This window comes from Azonexus hydrophilus, assembly GCF_001956855.1.
GTDB lineage: Bacteria > Pseudomonadota > Gammaproteobacteria > Burkholderiales > Rhodocyclaceae > Azonexus > Azonexus hydrophilus_A.
Genome location: NZ_MTHD01000003.1, coordinates 62,602 through 80,591, shown reverse-complemented (window position 1 = coordinate 80,591; position 17,990 = coordinate 62,602). Strand labels below are relative to the sequence as shown.

General features: G+C 64.8%; 17 protein-coding genes and 1 tRNA gene. 14 read left to right on the top strand and 4 right to left on the bottom strand.

The genetic code is table 11. The features are described 5' to 3' along the window. Positions 1-57: 57 nt before the first annotated feature. Positions 58-134: transfer RNA gene (locus BJN45_RS09085), tRNA-Met, on the bottom strand. 119 nt (positions 135-253) lie between these two features. On the opposite strand from BJN45_RS09085, the gene miaB reads away from it, so the two are divergent. Genes miaB through lnt form a run of 5 tightly spaced genes read left to right on the top strand, consistent with a single transcriptional unit; the run spans position 254 to position 5,301 of the window. After that, positions 254-1,591, top strand: coding sequence for a tRNA (N6-isopentenyl adenosine(37)-C2)-methylthiotransferase MiaB (miaB, locus tag BJN45_RS09080; RefSeq protein ID WP_076094417.1), 1,338 nt, complete (start codon positions 254-256; stop codon positions 1,589-1,591). Positions 1,592-1,613: 22 nt separating this feature from the next. Beyond that, complete coding sequence (locus BJN45_RS09075; protein WP_240494538.1) at positions 1,614-2,561, top strand: PhoH family protein; 948 nt, start codon at positions 1,614-1,616, stop codon at positions 2,559-2,561. Between the two features lie 40 nt (positions 2,562-2,601). After that, positions 2,602-2,994 carry an rRNA maturation RNase YbeY gene (gene ybeY, locus BJN45_RS09070; protein ID WP_430793420.1) on the top strand — a complete coding sequence of 131 codons (393 nt, stop codon included), beginning with the start codon at positions 2,602-2,604 and terminating at the stop codon, positions 2,992-2,994. A 5-nt stretch (positions 2,995-2,999) separates the two neighbouring features. Next, on the top strand, positions 3,000-3,851 hold the full coding sequence (locus BJN45_RS09065; RefSeq protein ID WP_076095224.1) for an HlyC/CorC family transporter: 852 nt from the start codon (positions 3,000-3,002) through the stop codon (positions 3,849-3,851). Further along, entirely contained in the window at positions 3,838-5,301 is a 1,464-nt protein-coding gene (lnt, locus tag BJN45_RS09060; protein ID WP_076094409.1) for an apolipoprotein N-acyltransferase, read from the top strand. Before BJN45_RS09065 ends, lnt begins: the two co-directional genes overlap by 14 nt. Here lnt and BJN45_RS09055 read toward each other — a convergent pair whose 3' ends face one another. Then, positions 5,302-6,012: a transglycosylase SLT domain-containing protein gene (locus BJN45_RS09055; protein WP_076094407.1), complete on the bottom strand. Its 711-nt coding sequence runs from the start codon at positions 6,010-6,012 to the stop codon at positions 5,302-5,304. It lies immediately after the preceding gene. Positions 6,013-6,321: 309 nt separating this feature from the next. Between BJN45_RS09055 and glyQ the strand changes: the two genes are divergently transcribed. The 9 genes from glyQ to BJN45_RS09010 all read left to right on the top strand — a co-directional run bounded on the left by glyQ (position 6,322) and on the right by BJN45_RS09010 (position 16,392). After that, positions 6,322-7,278: a glycine--tRNA ligase subunit alpha gene (glyQ, locus tag BJN45_RS09050; protein ID WP_076094406.1), complete on the top strand. Its 957-nt coding sequence runs from the start codon at positions 6,322-6,324 to the stop codon at positions 7,276-7,278. A 1-nt stretch (position 7,279) separates the two neighbouring features. Further along, on the top strand, positions 7,280-9,385 hold the full coding sequence (gene glyS / locus BJN45_RS09045) for a glycine--tRNA ligase subunit beta (RefSeq protein WP_076094404.1): 2,106 nt from the start codon (positions 7,280-7,282) through the stop codon (positions 9,383-9,385). Between the two features lie 19 nt (positions 9,386-9,404). Next, positions 9,405-9,959, top strand: coding sequence for a D-glycero-beta-D-manno-heptose 1,7-bisphosphate 7-phosphatase (gmhB, locus tag BJN45_RS09040; protein ID WP_076094402.1), 555 nt, complete (start codon positions 9,405-9,407; stop codon positions 9,957-9,959). Further along, entirely contained in the window at positions 9,956-10,705 is a 750-nt protein-coding gene (locus tag BJN45_RS09035; RefSeq protein WP_076094400.1) for a lysophospholipid acyltransferase family protein, read from the top strand. The genes gmhB and BJN45_RS09035 overlap by 4 nt, the downstream gene beginning before the upstream one ends. Continuing rightward, on the top strand, positions 10,686-11,402 hold the full coding sequence (locus tag BJN45_RS09030) for a M48 family metallopeptidase (protein ID WP_076094397.1): 717 nt from the start codon (positions 10,686-10,688) through the stop codon (positions 11,400-11,402). Before BJN45_RS09035 ends, BJN45_RS09030 begins: the two co-directional genes overlap by 20 nt. A 10-nt stretch (positions 11,403-11,412) precedes the next feature. After that, entirely contained in the window at positions 11,413-11,796 is a 384-nt protein-coding gene (gene gloA, locus BJN45_RS09025; RefSeq protein WP_076094395.1) for a lactoylglutathione lyase, read from the top strand. A 64-nt stretch (positions 11,797-11,860) separates the two neighbouring features. Next, positions 11,861-12,658, top strand: coding sequence for an ABC transporter substrate-binding protein (locus BJN45_RS09020; RefSeq protein WP_240494537.1), 798 nt, complete (start codon positions 11,861-11,863; stop codon positions 12,656-12,658). Between the two features lie 31 nt (positions 12,659-12,689). After that, positions 12,690-15,707 (top strand): ATP-binding protein, encoded by a 3,018-nt coding sequence (locus BJN45_RS09015; protein ID WP_076094393.1) that lies wholly within the window; start codon positions 12,690-12,692, stop codon positions 15,705-15,707. Positions 15,708-15,777: 70 nt separating this feature from the next. Next, positions 15,778-16,392: a hypothetical protein gene (locus BJN45_RS09010; RefSeq protein WP_076094392.1), complete on the top strand. Its 615-nt coding sequence runs from the start codon at positions 15,778-15,780 to the stop codon at positions 16,390-16,392. Here the strand turns inward: BJN45_RS09010 and BJN45_RS09005 are convergent. Together BJN45_RS09005 and BJN45_RS09000 are read right to left on the bottom strand one after the other, a co-directional pair. Continuing rightward, on the bottom strand, positions 16,383-17,510 hold the full coding sequence (locus BJN45_RS09005; RefSeq protein ID WP_076094390.1) for a glycosyltransferase family 4 protein: 1,128 nt from the start codon (positions 17,508-17,510) through the stop codon (positions 16,383-16,385). The two genes, BJN45_RS09010 and BJN45_RS09005, sit on opposite strands and share 10 nt — an antisense overlap. A gap of 13 nt (positions 17,511-17,523) precedes the next feature. Then, positions 17,524-17,940 carry a diacylglycerol kinase gene (locus BJN45_RS09000; RefSeq protein ID WP_076094388.1) on the bottom strand — a complete coding sequence of 139 codons (417 nt, stop codon included), beginning with the start codon at positions 17,938-17,940 and terminating at the stop codon, positions 17,524-17,526. Between the last annotated feature and the right edge of the window lie 50 nt (positions 17,941-17,990).

Here is a 17,990-nt window from a genome sequence, read left to right as displayed (position 1 = left end):
TTAGTCCAGACAGCAAAAAGCCCAACCGGCAACGGCTGGGCTTTTTACCTGAATCTTTGGTGGTGATGGGCGGAGTCGAACCGCCGACCTATGGGTTATGAATCCATCGCTCTAACCATCTGAGCTACATCACCACACTCGAAGGGCGCGAATTATAGTTGGCGGCTGGTCCTGCGGTCAACCGCGTTATAATGCGCAACTTTTCCGCGTTCGGATTGCCGAAGCGGCGCCCTTGATTTTCAACAGATTCCCCATGCCAAAAAAACTTTTCATCCGCACTTTCGGGTGCCAGATGAACGAGTACGACTCGGACAAGATGGCCGACGTGCTCAACGCTTCCGAAGGGATCGTCAAGACCGACAATCCCGAGGAAGCCGACATCATCCTGTTCAACACCTGCTCGGTGCGCGAGAAGGCGCAGGAGAAGGTCTTCCACGACCTCGGCCGGGTACGCCACCTGAAGCTGAAGAATCCCGATCTGGTAATCGGCGTCGGCGGCTGCGTCGCCAGCCAGGAAGGCGACGCCATCGTCGCCCGCGCGCCTTACGTCGATGTCGTCTTCGGCCCACAGACGCTGCACCGCCTGCCGCAACTGATCGCCGAGCGCAAGGCCGGCGGCAAGGCGGCGGTCGATGTCTCGTTCCCGGAAATCGAGAAATTCGACTCGATGCCACCGTCCGAGATCAAGGGCGCCTCGGCTTTCGTCTCGATCATGGAAGGCTGCTCCAAGTTCTGCACCTTCTGCATCGTGCCCTACACCCGTGGCGGCGAAGTTTCCCGGCCATTCAACGATGTCCTGACCGAAGTTGCCGACCTGGCAGCCAACGGCGTCGGTGAAGTGACGCTGCTCGGCCAGAACGTCAATGCCTACCGCGGCGACATGGAAGCCAGCGAAGAGAAGGCAGACCTGGCGCTGTTGATCGAGTACATCGCCGACATCCCAGGCATCGAACGCATCCGCTACACCACCTCGCATCCGCGCGAGATGTCGCAGCGCCTGATCGACGCCTACCTGACCCAGCCCAAGCTGGTCTCGCACCTGCACCTGCCGGTGCAATCCGGTTCCGACCGCGTGCTGGCGGCGATGAAGCGCGGTTACACGACGCTCGAATACAAGTCCATCGTGCGCAAGCTGCGCGCCGCGCGCCCGGACATCTCGCTGTCCACCGACTTCATCGTCGGCTTCCCCGGCGAGACCGACGATGATTTCGAGAAGACGATGAAACTGATCGACGACGTCGGCTTCGATGCCTCGTTCTCGTTCATCTACAGCCCGCGGCCAGGCACGCCGGCGCTCGAACTCGCCGACGACACGCCGGCCGACGTCAAGTCGGCACGGCTGTCGCGGCTGCAGAAGCGGATCGACGAACTGGCGCAGGCCGTCAGCCAGGCGATGGTCGGCAGCGTGCAGCGCGTACTGGTCGAAGGCACGTCGAAGAAGGATGTGCACGAACTGGCCGGGCGCACCGACAACAACCGCATCGTCAATTTTGCCGGCAACCCGCGGCTGATCAACACCTTCGTCGATGTCCGCATCACCGGGGCACAACCACACAGCCTGCGAGGCGAAATTGTCATCCGCGAAGACTAGGCCGGCGCCGAAATCGCGGCCGGTGGATTTCGCCCTGGCCCCGGTCGACAACGTCCTGCTGGCCAATCTGTGTGGCCCGCTCGACGAGAACATCCGGCAGATCGAAACCGGTTTCGATGTCGTCATCCGTCGGCGCAACGAACGCTTCTCGGTTTCCGGTGAAAAAGCCCAGTTGACCGCAGATGCCATCCGCCATTTCTATACGCTGGCACGGGCACCACTGTCGGTCGACGAAATCCAGCTCAGCCTGGTTGAACTGACCAACGGCCCGGTACGCCGCGTCACCCCCGGCAGCATCAGCGACGGCCCGCAACTGGTCACGCGCAAGACCGAACTGCACGGCCGCACGCCGCGCCAGGTCGCCTACCTGAAGGCGATCCAGGAACACGACATCACCTTCGGCATCGGCCCGGCCGGCACCGGCAAGACCTATCTCGCCGTTGCCTCGGCGGTCGACGCCTTCGAGCGCGATCTGGTCGAACGCATCATCCTGACCCGGCCGGCCGTCGAAGCCGGCGAGCGCCTGGGCTTCCTGCCCGGCGACCTGACGCAGAAGATCGACCCTTACCTGCGCCCGCTGTACGACGCGCTGTACGACCTGATGGGCGCCGAGCGCGTCAGCAAGCTCTACGAAAAACGCGCCATCGAGATCGCGCCGCTGGCCTTCATGCGCGGCCGCACGCTGAACCACGCCTTCATCATCCTCGACGAAGCGCAGAACACCACGCCGGAACAGATGAAGATGTTCCTGACCCGCATCGGCATCGGCGCCAAGGCGGTAGTCACCGGCGACATCACCCAGATCGACCTGCCCAAGGGGCACAAGAGCGGCCTCAACGAAGCCATCGACGTGCTCGACGGCGTGCGCGGCCTGGCTTTCACCCACTTCAAGAAAGAAGATGTCGTGCGCCACCCGCTGGTCGCGCGCATCGTCGAAGCCTATGAAAAACGCAGCCAGCAAACGTCTTGATCTGTCCGTGCAATACGCCTGTAACCGGGAGGGATTACCCTTGCGGGCAGATTTCGTGCGCTGGGCGCGCGCCGCGCTGGTTGGCGGCGGCCAGATCACCATCCGCCTCGTCGATGTTGAAGAAGGCCGGGAACTGAACAAGGAATACCGCGGCAAGGACTACGCGACCAACGTGCTGTCCTTTCCGTATGAGACCGAACCACTGGTCATGGGCGATCTGGTGATCTGCCCGGCCGTCGTGGCGCAGGAGGCGACAGAGCAGAACAAGCCGCTGGCCGCGCACTACGCCCATATGACGGTGCATGGTATGCTGCATCTGCAAGGCTGGGATCATGAGAACGACGATGATGCCCAGGACATGGAAAACGAAGAAAGGACACTACTTGCCGCGCTGGGCTACCCGGATCCGTATCCGGACAATCCGGCGGTTTGAACATCATGGACAGTGACAGTAAACCCGGTTTCATCGAACGCCTGACTTCCCTGCTGCTGCGCGAACCCGAAGATCGCGAGCAGCTGCTTGAAATACTCCACTCGGCCTACGAGCGCAACCTGATGGACGCCGATGCGCTGACCATCATCGAAGGTGCGCTGGCCGCTTCGGACACCCGCGTCACCGACGTGATGATCCCGCGGGCCCAGATGGACGTCGTCGACATCGACGACCCGATGACGGAAATCCTGCCCTTCGTCATCGAAGCCGCGCACTCCCGCTTCCCCGTCGTCAATGGCGACCGCGACAACGTGCTGGGCATCCTGCTGGCCAAGGACCTGCTGCGCACCCATGTCGAAGAAAGTTTCGACCTGCGCGACTGGCTGCGCCCGGCGGTGTTCATCCCCGAATCCAAGCGCCTCAATGTGCTGCTGCGCGAATTCCGCGTCTCGCGCAACCACATGGCCATCGTCGTCAACGAATACGGCGGCGTCGCCGGCCTGGTCACCATCGAGGACGTGCTTGAGCAGATCGTCGGCGACATCGAGGACGAATACGACTTCGACGAGGCCCACGACAACATCCGCCTCGACTCCGCCGGCCGTTACCGGGTCAAGGCCCGTACCGAGATCGAAGACTTCAACGCCGCCTTCTCGACCAGCTTCTCCGACGAGGAATTCGACACCGTCGGCGGCCTCGTCCTGCGTCACCTCGGCCGCGTTCCCAAGCGCAACGAAACACTGGAAATCGACGGCATGCGTTTCCAGGTGCTGCGCGCCGACAGCCGCCGTCTGTACACCCTGCTGGTCGATCCGCCCAAACCGAAACCCGCCGCCGGCCAAGATGCCCTTGCCTGATCCGGCAGGCCGCCTGCTGGCGGCCCTGCTGGCCGGCGCCGCCGGCGTCCTCTGTTTTGCGCCGTTCGACCTGTTCTGGCTGGCGCCACTGCCGTGGCTGGCGCTGTTTGCACTGTTGCGCCGGGCGCCGACACCGCGTCAGGCCGCGTGGACCGGCTTCCTGTTCGGCCTCGGCTTTTTCGTCGCCGGCGTTTCGTGGATCTTCGTCAGCCTGTCGGTCTTCGGCGGCATGCCCTGGTGGCTGGCCGGCCCGGCAACCCTGCTGTTCTGCGCCGCGATGGCGCTCTACCCGGCGCTCGCCGGCTGGACCTTCAAACGCTGGCAACCCGCAGGTTTCTGGCGCCAGGCACTGTTCTACGCAGCACTGATTGCTGCGGTCGACTGGCTGCGCAGCTGGATTTTCACCGGCTTTCCGTGGCTCGCCATCGGCTACACCCAGGCTCCGCCCAGCCCGCTCGCCGGTTTTGCCCCGCTGATCGGCGTCTTTGGCTTGTCGCTGCTGGTCGCGCTGAGCGGCGCCACGCTGCTGCGCTGGCGCCTCGGCCTGCCACTGCTGGCAGCACTCGTTGCCATCGGCTTCGGCCTGCGCCAGATCGAATGGACAACCGCCGAAGGTGAGCCGGTCAGCGTCGCGCTGATCCAGGGCAACATCCCGCAGGACATGAAATTCCGCCCGGAAAGCTTCATCCGCACACTGACGCTGTACCGCGACCTGATCGCTGCCAACCCGGCGCAACTGACACTGCTGCCCGAAACCGCCCTGCCCGCCTTCATCGACCATCTGCCGGTCGACTACCTCGACGAACTGAAAACCCTGGCCAGCCGCCAGGGCGGCGATCTGATCCTCGGCACGCTGACCGGCGTTCCCGGCGGCACTTATTTCAACAGCGCTGTCAGCCTCGGCAGCTCGCCATCGCAGGTTTACAGCAAGAGCCACCTGGTGCCCTTCGGCGAGTTCATCCCGGCCGGCTTTGCCTGGTTCATGGCGCAAGCCAACATTCCGTTGTCGGCATTCAGTGCCGGACCCGAGCAGCAGACGCCGCTGGCCGTCAGCGGCCGGCATGTTGCGGTCAACATCTGCTACGAGGATGTTTTCGGCGATGAGATCATCCGTGCGCTGCCGCAGGCCGGCATTCTCGCCAACCTGTCCAACACCGCGTGGTTCGGCCGCTCGCTGGCCCAGCCACAGCATCTGCAGATCGCCCGGATGCGCGCCGCCGAAACCGGCCGGCCGATGCTGCGCGCCACCAACACCGGCATGACCGCAATCATCGATGCCCGCGGCAACCTGGTAGCGGCACTACCGGCTTTTGAAACCGGCGTACTCCGCGGCGAAGTGCGCGCTCACACCGGCAGCACCCCCTTCGGCCAAGCCGGCAACCCGCTCTTTCTGGGCCTGCTCGCCATTAGCCTGTTGCTGGCCTGCCGGCTAGGCCGCAAGAAGGCCTGATCAGGCTTTCTGCATGCGCTGCTGGATCGCCTGTTCGAGACGTTCGCGTTCCGCCAGCACCTTGCCCGAATAGCGACGATCCGGATCGTTGATGGCGCCGCCGAACTGCTGCAGGCCTGGTACCAGACCACCGTTGCGGCTGATCGATTCGCGCAGCACGCGCGAGCCGACCTGGACATTGGTCACCGGATCGAAGAACGGCAGCTCGCCGGCACCATCCGGCAATTTGTCAGAATGGAAGCGCGGCATCACCTGCATCAAGCCCTGGGCCCCCACCACGCTCTGCGAGAACGGATTGAAGCCGGATTCGACACCGATGACGGCGACGATCAGCAGCGGATCAAGCCCGAATTCGCGGGCGCTGTCCTGCGCAGCCAGGAAGATCGGCACCAGCACTTCGTTGGAGACCCGATAGCGGCGGGCCACGTAATGCAGCGCCTGCTGCATCGACGGTACAAGGCGCTCCTGGTTGAGCGCTGCCACCGGCAGCAGGGCATCGTCGGCAACCGGGACGGCGCTGCGCTCGCTGGCATTGACGCCACCGGGGAACATTGCCTGCAGGCCATCGAGCAGGCCGGAATGGCCCTTGTAGGTACCAGCCAGACCGAGCACGAAAACCAGCCCGGCCAACATCAGAAACTTGCGGACGACGTGGGATACGGCCGCGACTACCCGCGATACTGCGGGGGAAAGGAACTGCGAAGCGAACATGCGCCCTCCTTCACTGTTGCCACCGACCCAGAAAGCGGCCGGCGAACGGTTACGGGGGGTACGACACCGGGCCATTCCTCCGTGGGAGGAAGCAAGGTTTCCAACAGGCCGAGTCTGGCCGAAAGCGTGGAAACACCGGTGTTGCACCGCAACAATACAGCGCGCATTCTATTGATTTATTTGAACAAGTCAAGAATACAGCGCAGCAAGGACGAGTCAGGCGTTGTATTCGCGCCACAGGCGGCAAGCTGCCGGGAGCGGCCAAAAGCCTGTAAAATCCTGTGTTTTCCGTCTTCCCGAGCGTGTCCGATGACGACCAGCAACACATCCGCGAAAAAGCCAACGTTCCAGGAAATCATCCTGCGCCTGCAGCAATACTGGAGTGCCCAGGGCTGCGCCCTGCTGCAACCCTACGACATGGAAGTCGGCGCCGGCACCAGCCACACCGCCACCTTCCTGCGCGCCATCGGCCCGGAGCCGTGGAAGGCCGCCTACGTACAGCCGTCGCGCCGCCCGAAAGATGGCCGCTACGGCGAAAACCCGAACCGCATGCAGCACTACTACCAGTTCCAGGTGGTGCTCAAGCCGGCGCCGGACAACATTCTCGAACTCTACCTCGGCTCACTCGAAGCGCTCGGCTTCGACCTGAAGAAAAACGACGTGCGTTTCGTCGAGGACGACTGGGAAAACCCGACGCTGGGCGCCTGGGGTCTGGGTTGGGAAGTCTGGATGAACGGCATGGAAGTGACGCAATTCACCTACTTCCAGCAGGTCGGCGGCATCGACTGCAAGCCGATCACCGGCGAAATCACCTACGGCATCGAGCGCCTGGCGATGTACCTGCAGGGCGTCGAGAACGTCTATGACCTGACCTGGACGGAAGGCCTGACCTACGGCGACGTCTATCACCAGAACGAAGTCGAGCAATCGACCTACAACTTCGAACACTCCGACGTCGACTTCCTGTTCCACGCCTTCGCCGCGCACGAGAAGCAGGCGCAGCACCTGATGGGCGCTCAGCTCGCGCTGCCGGCCTACGAACAGGTGCTGAAGGCGGCACACACCTTCAACCTGCTCGACGCCCGCGGCGCCATCTCGGTCACCGAACGTGCCGCCTACATCGGCCGCATCCGCAACCTGGCCCGCGCCGTGGCGCAAGCCTACCTCGACTCCCGCGCCCGCCTCGGCTTCCCGATGGCACCGCGCGACTGGGCCAACGAAGTCCTCGCCAAGCTCGAAGAACAGAACGCCAAGAAAGCCGCCTGAGATGACTGCCAAGAACCTCCTCGTTGAACTGTTCGTTGAAGAACTGCCGCCGAAGGCACTGAAGAAGCTCGGCGAAGTGTTTGCCAAGTCCATACACAACTCTCTCGGACTCTCTCGCCTACTATCATTGAAAGACCAGGTCGAAGTTACTCCTTTTGCATCACCACGGCGTTTAGCTGTCCACATAACCAACGTCGAATCAACGGGGGCAAATGTATTTTTGCCAAGAAAACTCATGCCCACCTCCGTTGGTAAGGATGCGGATGGAAAGCTGACTCAAGCACTGGTCAAAAAATTGATCTCTTTCGGCGCAGATCCTTCCGTTGCCGAAAAAGACCTGCGCGACGAAAACGGCATGCTCTACTACGACAGCGTAGCAACAGGCGCGACGCTGGCTGAAGGCCTGCAGAAGGCAGTCGAAGCTGCGCTGGCCGCGCTGCCGATCCCGAAGGTCATGACCTACCAGTTGCAGGATGGCTGGAGTAGTGTCAATTTCGTCCGCCCGGCGCATGGTCTGGTGGCGCTGCACGGCAGCGATGCCGTGCCGGTTTCCGTGCTCGGCCTGAACTCCGGCCGCAACACCAAGGGCCATCGCTTCGAAGCCGCCGTTGATCCGGTGGTGATCGCCGATGCCGACAGCTACGCCGCGACGCTGCTCAAGGACGGTGCCGTCATCGCTTCGTTCGCCGAACGCCGCGCCGAAATCGCCCGCCAGCTTGCAGCCGCCGCAGCCAAGGCCGGTGGCAAGCCCATTGACGACGACGCGCTGCTCGATGAAGTGACCGCACTGGTCGAACGCCCGAACGTGCTGATCGGCCAGTTCGAAGCGGAATTCCTCGCGGTGCCGCAGGAATGTCTGATCCTGACGATGAAGGCCAACCAGAAATACTTCCCGCTGCTCGACAACAGCGGCAAGCTGACCAACAAGTTCCTCGTCGTCAGCAACATCAGCCCGGAAGATGCTTCCGCGGTGATCGGCGGCAACGAGCGCGTCGTGCGTCCGCGGTTGGCGGATGCCAAGTTTTTCTTCGACCAGGATCGCAAGAAGTCGCTCGAATCGCGCGTCATCGGCCTGTCCAAGGTCGTCTACCACAACAAGCTGGGCACTCAGGGTGAGCGCGTCCAGCGCGTCGCCGCGATTGCCCGCGCCATCGCCGAAGCACTCGGCGGCGGCGATCTGGTGCACCATGCCGAACAGGCAGCGGTGCTGGCCAAGGCCGACCTGCTGACCGACATGGTCGGCGAATTCCCTGAACTACAGGGCATCATGGGCCGTTACTACGCCCAGCACGACGGCCTGAACGGCGACGTCGCCGATGCCATCGAAGACCATTACAAGCCGCGCTTCGCTGGCGACAGCCTGCCGCGCGGCCGCGTCGGTACCGTCGTCGCGCTGGCCGACAAGCTGGAAACGCTGACCGGCATGTTCGGCATCGGCCAGATTCCGACCGGCGACCGCGACCCGTTCGCGCTGCGCCGGCATGCGCTCGGCGTCATCCGCATGTTGGCCGAAGGCGACCTGAATCTTGCGGTCGACGGCCTGTTGACCGCAGTTTTCGCGCAGTTCACCGGCATCGAGGGCTTTACCCCGAACCCGCAGGCGCTCGCCGATTTCATCTACGAACGCCTCGCCGGCAGCCTGCGCGAGCAGGGCTACACGGCGCAGGAAGTCGATGCCGTGGTCAGCCAGCGGCCGCAGCGTCTGGGCGACATCGTCAAGCGCCTGGCCGCCGTCCGCGCCTTCTCGGCGCTGCCGGAAGCCGCCGCGCTGGCCGCCGCCAACAAGCGGGTCGGCAACATCCTGAAGAAGGCCGACGGCGTCGTCGAAGCCCGCGTTGATGCGGCGCTGCTGCGCGAAGCTGCCGAAAGCGCGCTGCACGCTGCGCTGGTCGAAGTCGTACCACAGGCCGACGCCGCCTTCCTCACCGGCGACTACAGCGAATCGCTGCAGGCGCTGGCCCGACTGCGCGCGCCGGTCGATGCCTTCTTCGATGGCGTCATGGTCAATGCCGACGACCCGGCGCTGAAGGCCAACCGCCTCGGCCTGCTGGCCATGCTGCATGCGGCGATGAACCGCGTCGCCGACCTGTCGAAGCTGTCCGCCTGATTTCCGGAGAGCCGCCGCCATGAAACTCATCATCCTCGACCGTGACGGCGTGATCAACTTCGATTCCGCCCAGTACATCAAGAGTCCGGAGGAGTGGAAGCCGATCCCGGGCAGCCTGGAGGCCATCGCGCGGCTCAAGCAGAACGGCTACCGCGTCGTCGTCGCCACCAACCAGTCGGGGATCGGGCGCGGCCTGTTCGACATGGACACTCTGAATCGCATCCACAAGAAGATGCACAAGGCAGCCTTCGAACTGGGCGGTCGCATTGATGCGATCTTCTATTGCCCACACGCCGCCGACTCGAAGTGCGAATGTCGCAAGCCCAAGCCGGGCATGTTCAAGCGCATCGCAGAGACGCTCAACGCCGACCTCAATGGTGTCGCCACCATCGGCGACTCGCTGCGCGACCTGCAGGCCGGCGCCGCCGCCGGCTGCCGGCCGATGCTGGTACTCACCGGCAAGGGCGAGAAGACCCGCGATGAGGGCGACCTGCCGGAAGGCACGCTGATCTTCGCCAATCTCGCTGCTGCGGTCGACCACCTGCTGAGCCGGGAAACCAAGGAAAAGAAATGAACGCTGTCCGCTCCACGCTATTCATGGCTTACGCCATCGTCTGGTCGGTGCTCAGCGCGCCGCTGGTGGTCATCGCCGGGCCGCTGCTCGGCGGCGTCTGGGCCTACCGTTTCGGCCGCGTCTGGCGCCTCGGCACGCAATGGGGTGTCGAGAACCTGCTCGGCATCCGGGCCCGGGTGATCGGCCGCGAGAACATGCCGGCCGAAGCCTGCGTGATCATGGCCAAGCACCAGTCGGCGTGGGAAACGATGACCTTGCAGGACTGTGTGCCGAACGGCGCCTTCTGCGTCTTCGTGCTGAAGAAGGAACTGCTGAAGCTGCCGCTGGTCGGCTGGGGACTGGCGGCGATGAAGATGATCTCGATTGATCGTGCCGCCGGCAAGAACGCCCTCGACCAGGTCGTCACCCAGGGCCGCGAGCGCCTGAAGCAGGGGTTCTACGTGATCATCTTCCCCGAGGGCACGCGCGTGCCGCCGGGCGAGAAGCGCCGTTACAAGCCGGGCGGCGCCTACCTGGCGACGCACGTCGGCTGCAAGGTCGTGCCGGTTGCGCACAACGCCGGTGAATACTGGCCGCGCCAGGCTTTCCTGAAGACGCCGGGGACCGTCACCATCAGCATCGGCCCTGCCTTCGACGCCAGCGGCATGAGCGACGCCGAAGTCAACCAGCGCGTCGAGGACTGGATCGAAGCCGAGATGCGCCGCATTTCACCGCACCGTTATCCGGATGCCGGCGCGTCCGCCTGAGTCGGCGCAGCACATCGTCCTCGCCGGCCAGCGCATCGACTACGCCCTGCGCCGCAGCAGCCGGCGCAGCATCGGCCTGACCATCGACCAGCGCGGCCTGCGCGTCGGCGCGCCGCTACGCGCCAGCCTGCGCGACATCGAGACGCTGATCCGCGCGCACGGCCAATGGGTCATCGACAAGCTCGCGGCCTGGCGCGAGCGACCGGCGGCCGAACGCTTCGCCGTGCACGACGGCGCCGGCATTTCTGTCCTCGGCCAGGCGTTGACCGCAAGAATCTCGAGCGCCCCCCGCGCCCGCTGGCATTTTGCCGGCGACGAAATCCACCTGACGGTGCCGCCTGCGGTCGACGCCGCCAAAGTGCTGGAAACCGCGCTGCGCGAAAAGGCCCGCGCGCTGTTCCTCGACCGGCTGGCGGTGCACGCGCCACGCCTCGGCGTCGCCATGCCGCCGCTGCGCCTGTCGTCGGCGCGCACGCGCTGGGGCAGTTGCAGCGCGCGCGGCAACATCGCGCTGAACTGGCGGCTGGTACTGATGCCGCCGGCCATCGTCGATTACGTCGTCTGCCACGAACTGGCGCACCTGAAGGAAATGAACCACAGCCCGCGCTTCTGGTCTGTCGTCGACCAGCTTTGTCCCGACTGGCGCCAGCTACGCCTCGAACTCCGCCGGCTCGGCCGGCACCTCCCGCAATTCTGAAAGGAAATCCATGCGCATCCTGCACACCATGCTCCGCGTCGGCAATCTCGACCAATCGATCGCTTTCTACACCGAAATCCTCGGCATGCAGTTGCTGCGCCGCAACGACTACCCGGAAGGCCGCTTCACGCTGGCCTTCGTCGGTTACGGCAGCGAAGACAAGGAAGCCGTGCTCGAACTGACGCACAACTGGGACACCGCCAGCTACGAACTCGGCAACGCCTACGGCCACATCGCGCTGGCCGTACCCGACGCGGCCGCTGCCTGCGCGGCGATCAAGGCCCGCGGCGGCAAGGTCGTGCGCGAAGCCGGGCCGATGAAGCACGGCACGACGATCATCGCCTTCGTCGAAGACCCGGATGGCTACAAGGTGGAATTGATCCAGCGCGAATGACCCCAGGCGGCGAGGGTTTTTTTGCTACACTAAAGCCATTAAATCTATTACCAAGGTAATAAAATTGCTGAAGTTGTTACTCCGCCTGCTGTTTTCCGCGTTGTTCCTGTCCGCCGCCCCGGCGATGGCGCAGAACAACGGCATCCTTGAGCGGATCGCAATCAGCAAGACGGTACGCGTGTGCGTCTGGCCGGATTATTTCGGCATCAGTTACCGCGACCCGAAAACCCGCCAGTTGTCGGGCATCGACGTCGACATGGCCAAGGCGCTGGGGCGCGACCTTGGTGCCGATGTCGAGTTCGTCGACAGCTCATTCGCCCGCCTGATCGACGACGTGACCGAGGATCGCTGCGACATCGCCATGTTCGCCATCGGCATCACGCCGCTGCGCCAGGAAAAGCTGCGTTTCACCCGCCCGCACATGGCCAGCGACATCTACGCCATCACCACCAAGAGCAACCGCCGCATCCGCCAATGGACCGATATCGACCAGCCCGGCGTGGTCGTTGCCGTCGCCAAGGGAACCCTGCACGAACCGGTGATGAAGGCCCGCCTGAAAGCGGCGACGCTGAAGGTGCTCGATACGCCGAACGCGCGCGAGCGGGAGGTCGAATCCGGCCGCGCCGACGTGTTCATGACCGACTTTCCGTTCAGCCTGCGCATGCTGCGCACGACCGACTGGGCACGCCTGGTCAAGCCCGGCAACACCTACCACATGACGCCCTACGCCTGGGCCATGCGCCAGGGTGACGATCGCTGGCATGCACGGGTCGAGGACTTCCTCGCCCGCGCCAAGCGCAGCGGTGAACTGAAATCCTTTGCCGAACGCCACGGCCTGCTGCCAATTGCCGTTCTCGACTAGGTCTTCACCACAGGACGGCAGCCGGACGGCAATGCTGACGCGGCTGATGATCGGCCTGCAGATCGTGCTCGTCGTCACGGTGCTGGCCGGTAGCCTGACGCATGTGCTGCGGCTGCGCCAGGAAGCGCTGGACAGCCACCTGGACAATGCGCGAGCCCATGTCCGGGTGTTCGAGGAACAGCTGACGCAGACACTGACGCTGGCCGACCTGACACTGCAGGGCCTGCCGGAACTGCTGGAAACACCGTCGGCGAACATCGACCGGACTTCGCAGCAGATGGAGCGCATGCTGCGCCGCCTGCTCTTCCTGCGCTCGCTGTCGATTGCCGACGAGAGTGGCCGCATCCTGGCCAGCTCCAATCCGGACAACATCGGCCGCCATGTCGACAGCAGGGGCTTCCAGCCACCCCGCGAAGGCGATGCGGTTGCCGCCTTCCTGCGCCTGGGCACGCCCTGGCTCGGCCGCGACCTGGCCGACGGCACGCCGACCACCAGCCGCGCGCCGATTCCACCCGACAGCCCGAGCTTCTTCCCGATCGTCCGCGAAATCGACATCGACGGTCGGCGCCTGCAATTCATTGCAACGCTCAATCCCGACTATTTCATCAACCATTTCTCGCACCACGTCAGCACCGCCATGACGCTGGTCGAAATCCTCGACTACCAGGGCATCGTCATGCTTTCGTCACGCGACGACCTGATGCCGGGCAGTCGCCACCTCGAAGGCAGCCGGCTGCAGGCGATGCGCGAGGTGGAAATCGGCAGCTTCACCGACGACCGGGAACGCGACCGGCCGATGCTCACCGCCTACCGCGCCTCGCGCAACTACCCGCTGTTCGTCCTGGTGCACGTGGACCGCGACCTGGCCCTCGCCCGCTGGCAGACCGAAGCGCGCGACACGCTCGTGCTCGCCGGGCTGGCGCTGTTCGTCATCGTCGCCCTGAGCACCCTGCTGATCCGGCGCATCCGCCGCGGCCTGATCGATCAGGCGCGGCTGCATCACGAGCGGCAACTGGCGGCGCAGGTCTTCGAAAACAGCACCAGCGGCATCCTGGTCACCGATGCCGAACGGCGGATTCTTGCGGTCAACCCCCAACTGGAGCGGGTTTCCGGTTACAACGCCGGCGAACTGCTGGGCGAGACGCCGGCCATCTTCGCCTCCGGACGCCACGCACCGGATTTCTACCGGAAAATGTGGGAAAGCCTCGAACGCCACGACATCTGGCGCGGCGACATCGTCAACCGGCGCAAGGACGGCCGCCTGATCGAGGAATGGCTGACCATTTCCGTCGTCCGCGACAGCACCAACCGGCTGATCAACTATCTCGGCGTGTTCGAGGACATCACCGAACAGCGCCTGCAGGCCTTGCGCCTGAAACGCCAGATGGCCGCACTGCGCGCGCTCAACGAAATCGCCACGGTCACCGGCCTGAGTCCGCGCGAAACGCTGCGCCACGCGCTGAAACTGGCAAGCGAACATTTGCATCTCGAATACGGGATCATCAGCCACGTCGACCAGGAAAGCGGCATCTACCGCATCGAAGTCCAGGTCTCGCCGGAAAACACCTTGCAGGACCAGCAGGAGTTTCCGCTCGGCAACACCTTCTGCAGCGAAATCGTCAAACGCGATGCGCTGTTCCAGCTGGTCAATACCGGCGAATCGGAATTCCGCGACCATCCGTGCTTCCGCGATTTCCGGCTGGCCAGCTACCTTGGCGTACCGATCCGCGTCGACGATGCGCTCTACGGGACCATCAACTTTTCCTCGCACGCCAGCCGCGATCACGACTTCGATCCGTCGGACATCGAATTCATCCAGCTGCTGGCACGCTGGGCCGGCGGCCTGATGGAGCGCATGCGCGCCGTCGAACAACTGGACAAGGCAAGGGCGGCAGCCGAATCGGCGAGCATCGCCAAGGGCAATTTCCTGGCCAACATGAGCCATGAAATCCGCACGCCGATGAACGGCGTCATCGGCATGGCCGAATTGCTGCTCGCCACACCGTTGACCGCAGAACAACGCGATTACGCCGAAACCATCCGGCACAGCGCCGACGGCCTGCTCGGGCTGATCAACGACGTCCTCGATTTCTCCAAGGTCGAAGCCGGCAAGCTCCAGGTCGAGGCCATCCCGTTCGCCCCGGCCGACGTGCTGCACGACACCCTGGCCCTGCTCGGCCACTCGGCGACGCTGAAGGACATCGCGCTCAGCGGCAACATCGCCCCCGAACTGCCACCACGGCTGATCGGCGACCCCGGCCGCTTGCGCCAGGTGCTGATCAACCTGGTCGGCAACGCCGTCAAGTTCACCAGCAGCGGCAGCGTGCGCGTCGAATTCGGCTGCCGGCCGGCCGCCAACCCGGCATTGGCGACCTGGCTGCAGGTACGGGTCAGCGACACCGGCATCGGCATGGCGCCGACCGTCGTCGCCAGCCTGTTCTCCCCCTTCTTCCAGGGCGACGCCTCGACCACCCGGCAATTCGGCGGCACCGGGCTCGGCCTGTCGATCTGCAAGCGCCTGATCGAACTGATGGGCGGCACCATCGAAGTCAGCTCGACCCCGGGCCAGGGCAGTGTCTTCCAGTTCGAACTGCCGCTGGCCGTCGACCACAGCCTGCCGGTCGCCACTGCCCGCGCCCCCGATGATGCCCCGTTGCGCGCCGGCATCCGGGTGCTGCTGGTCGAGGACAACCCGGTCAACCAGAAAGTCGCCGCCGCCCTGCTCGGCAAGCTCGGCTGCCAGCTCGTCGTTGCCGGCAACGGCGCCGAAGCCCTGGAACAGCTGGCGGCGGAAAGCTTCGACGTCGTCCTGATGGACTGCCAGATGCCGGTCATGGACGGCTTCGAGGCCACCCGCCGGCTGCGCGCCGGCGACGCCGGAACAACGATGCAACAGGTGCCGGTGATCGCCATGACCGCCAACGCCATGCAGGGCGACCGCGAGGAGTGCCTGGCCTGCGGCATGGATGACTACCTGGCCAAGCCGGTCAGCAACGCCGCACTGAAGCAGGCGCTGGCCCACTGGTCGGGAAAAACCGGCAGTCACTGACAGAGGCGATCCGGATCAAGGTCGGCCCCGGACGAAGCAGCGACAATCCAAGCTGCCTCAGGAGACTGCCATGACCTTTCCCGCCTTTTTTGACGCCATTCCACCACTGCGCATGCGCGACCCGCTGGCCGCGCTGCTCGGCGCCGCCGACGACGGCCTGATCGACTATCACTTTGCCGACGCCGTCCGTCTTGCCGGCCATTCCTGCCCGACCGTGGCCGGCGCCTGGCTGCTCACCGTGCGCGCCCTGAAAGTCCTCTACGGCAATCGCATCCCGGAGCGCGGCGGCATCGCCATTGCCCTGCCGGAACGTCAGGAACAGGGTGTCGCCGGCGTCATCGGCAGTGTCATCACCCTGCTCACCGGCGCCGCCGGCAGCGGTGGCTTCAAGGGGCTGGCCGGCCGGCACGGACGCCGCGAGCTGCTGCGTTTCGGCGTCGATGGCGTGCAGGGCATCGCCTTCACGCGCCTCGATTCCGGGCGATCGATCGAGTGCGTGCTGCAACTCGACAGCGTCCCCGGCGATCCGCGCACGCCGCTACTGCTGCAGGCCATCCTCGACGGCAGCGCCGACCGGGAAGAAACGCGCCTGTTCGGCGAACTCTGGCAGGCGCGCGTCCGCCGGCTGCTGGTGGACCATGCCGACGATCCGGCCCTGGTCGACATCCGCATCCGTCAGGAGTGAAGTGCCATCGCCTCGCGTGCCACGCGCTCGAATACCGCGACAACCCCGGACCAGCTCCGTGACAGCATTGCCAGCCGTGCCTGAGAGGCCATGCCGGCCAGTCGAGAAGCATCGTCCGCCGCCCACAGCGCAGCATCGATGAAAGCCTTTTCGTCACCGGGCGTGACGACCATGCTGTTTTCCCGGTTCGCCACCAGCTCGGCCGCTGCCGCACTGCGATAGGCGATCACCGGCACGCCGCTGGCCATCGCCTCGGCCACCACGTTGCCGTAGGTTTCACTGAGACTGGGAAAAAGGAACAGATCGGCGCTGGCGTAATGCGCCGCCAGATCCTCGCCATGACGCATGCCGGAAAAGTGGTGATCCGGGTGGTCGACCGCAAGACGCTGCGCCGACGGACCATCGCCAACCCAGACCATGCGCGCGGCCGGATGCCAGACCTGGATTGCGGCAAAACACTTCTCGACCAGCGCCAGATTCTTTTCCGGTGCCAGCCGGCCAACGTAGAGGCAGACCGGCCCCTCGCCGCTGACGCCCCAACTGCTGCGCAGTTCGTCACTGCGCCGGGCCGGGTCATACAGGTGGCAATCGACCCCGCGGCCAACCACGCGCACGCCCGGCACGCCCTCGCCCGCCAGTTCGGCAGCCAGCGCCTCGGTCGGCACCATCGTCGCCAGCGTCCGCCGGTGCAGTACGCGCAGATACGCCGCCACCGCCGGCCGCAGCCAGCCCATGCCGTAATGCACGCTATAGCGGTCGAAATTGGTATGAAAGCCGGAGGTCACCGGTATCCCCAGCCGGCGCGCTGCGCCGACCGCGGACCAACCGAGCGGCCCCTCGGTCACGACATGGACCAGATCCGGCCGGCGCTTGCGCCAGCGCCGGACCAGTTCGCGCCCGGCGGGCAGGCCGAAGCGCAAGCCGGGATAGCCGGGCAAGGGCACCCCGGGCAAGGGCGTGTCCAGTTCGCTGCCGGCGTCCGTCTTGCCCTGGCGCGGACGCAGAACCTCGACGCGGTGACCGCAGTCGCGCAGGCCGCCGACCAGCCGACCGACGGTCATGGCCACGCCGTTCACTTCCGGCGGGTAGGTTTCGGTGACGAAGGCAATTTCCAGCATCAGGCAATCTCCATCAAGAAAATTCCAGCAAGACACTGCCCCAGACGACGAAGACCAGGAGCAGCGATACAAGTACCGCGGCACTGCCGATATCCTTGGCGCGCTTCGCCAGCCGGTGGTTCTCCAGGCTGACGCGGTCGACCACTGCTTCGATGGCGGAATTGAGCAGTTCGACGACCAGCACCAGCAGGACACTGGCGATCAGCAGCCCGGTCGCCAGCCAGCCGACCGGCAGCCACAGCGCCAGCGGAATCAGCAGCAGCGCCAGCCAGGTTTCCTGGCGGAAGGCGTCTTCGCAGAGATAGGCGGCTTTCAGGCCGTCGAGCGAGTAGTTGAAGGCATTCCAGACCCGGCGCAGGCCGGTCTTGCCCTTGAAGGGCGATTCGTTCGCCGGGTCCAGGCCCAGTTCCTCGGGTGCGGGTTGTTGCATGCGGGCTCCGTGAAAGCCCCCACGTTAATCAGGCTTCGCGTAACCTTGAT

What these genes read in the sequence shown, in the direction of transcription:
- glyQ (WP_076094406.1), top strand. Translation starts at nt 6,322, where the DNA reads ATGACGACCAGCAACACATCCGCGAAAAAGCCAACGTTCCAGGAAATC.
- miaB (WP_076094417.1), top strand. Translation starts at nt 254, where the DNA reads ATGCCAAAAAAACTTTTCATCCGCACTTTCGGGTGCCAGATGAACGAG.
- gmhB (WP_076094402.1), top strand. Translation starts at nt 9,405, where the DNA reads ATGAAACTCATCATCCTCGACCGTGACGGCGTGATCAACTTCGATTCC.
- BJN45_RS09030 (WP_076094397.1), top strand. Translation starts at nt 10,686, where the DNA reads ATGCCGGCGCGTCCGCCTGAGTCGGCGCAGCACATCGTCCTCGCCGGC.
- BJN45_RS09035 (WP_076094400.1), top strand. Translation starts at nt 9,956, where the DNA reads ATGAACGCTGTCCGCTCCACGCTATTCATGGCTTACGCCATCGTCTGG.
- BJN45_RS09005 (WP_076094390.1), bottom strand. Translation starts at nt 17,510, where the DNA reads ATGCTGGAAATTGCCTTCGTCACCGAAACCTACCCGCCGGAAGTGAAC.
- BJN45_RS09015 (WP_076094393.1), top strand. Translation starts at nt 12,690, where the DNA reads ATGCTGACGCGGCTGATGATCGGCCTGCAGATCGTGCTCGTCGTCACG.
- lnt (WP_076094409.1), top strand. Translation starts at nt 3,838, where the DNA reads ATGCCCTTGCCTGATCCGGCAGGCCGCCTGCTGGCGGCCCTGCTGGCC.
- BJN45_RS09000 (WP_076094388.1), bottom strand. Translation starts at nt 17,940, where the DNA reads ATGCAACAACCCGCACCCGAGGAACTGGGCCTGGACCCGGCGAACGAA.
- BJN45_RS09010 (WP_076094392.1), top strand. Translation starts at nt 15,778, where the DNA reads ATGACCTTTCCCGCCTTTTTTGACGCCATTCCACCACTGCGCATGCGC.
- glyS (WP_076094404.1), top strand. Translation starts at nt 7,280, where the DNA reads ATGACTGCCAAGAACCTCCTCGTTGAACTGTTCGTTGAAGAACTGCCG.
- gloA (WP_076094395.1), top strand. Translation starts at nt 11,413, where the DNA reads ATGCGCATCCTGCACACCATGCTCCGCGTCGGCAATCTCGACCAATCG.
- BJN45_RS09055 (WP_076094407.1), bottom strand. Translation starts at nt 6,012, where the DNA reads ATGTTCGCTTCGCAGTTCCTTTCCCCCGCAGTATCGCGGGTAGTCGCG.
- BJN45_RS09065 (WP_076095224.1), top strand. Translation starts at nt 3,000, where the DNA reads ATGGACAGTGACAGTAAACCCGGTTTCATCGAACGCCTGACTTCCCTG.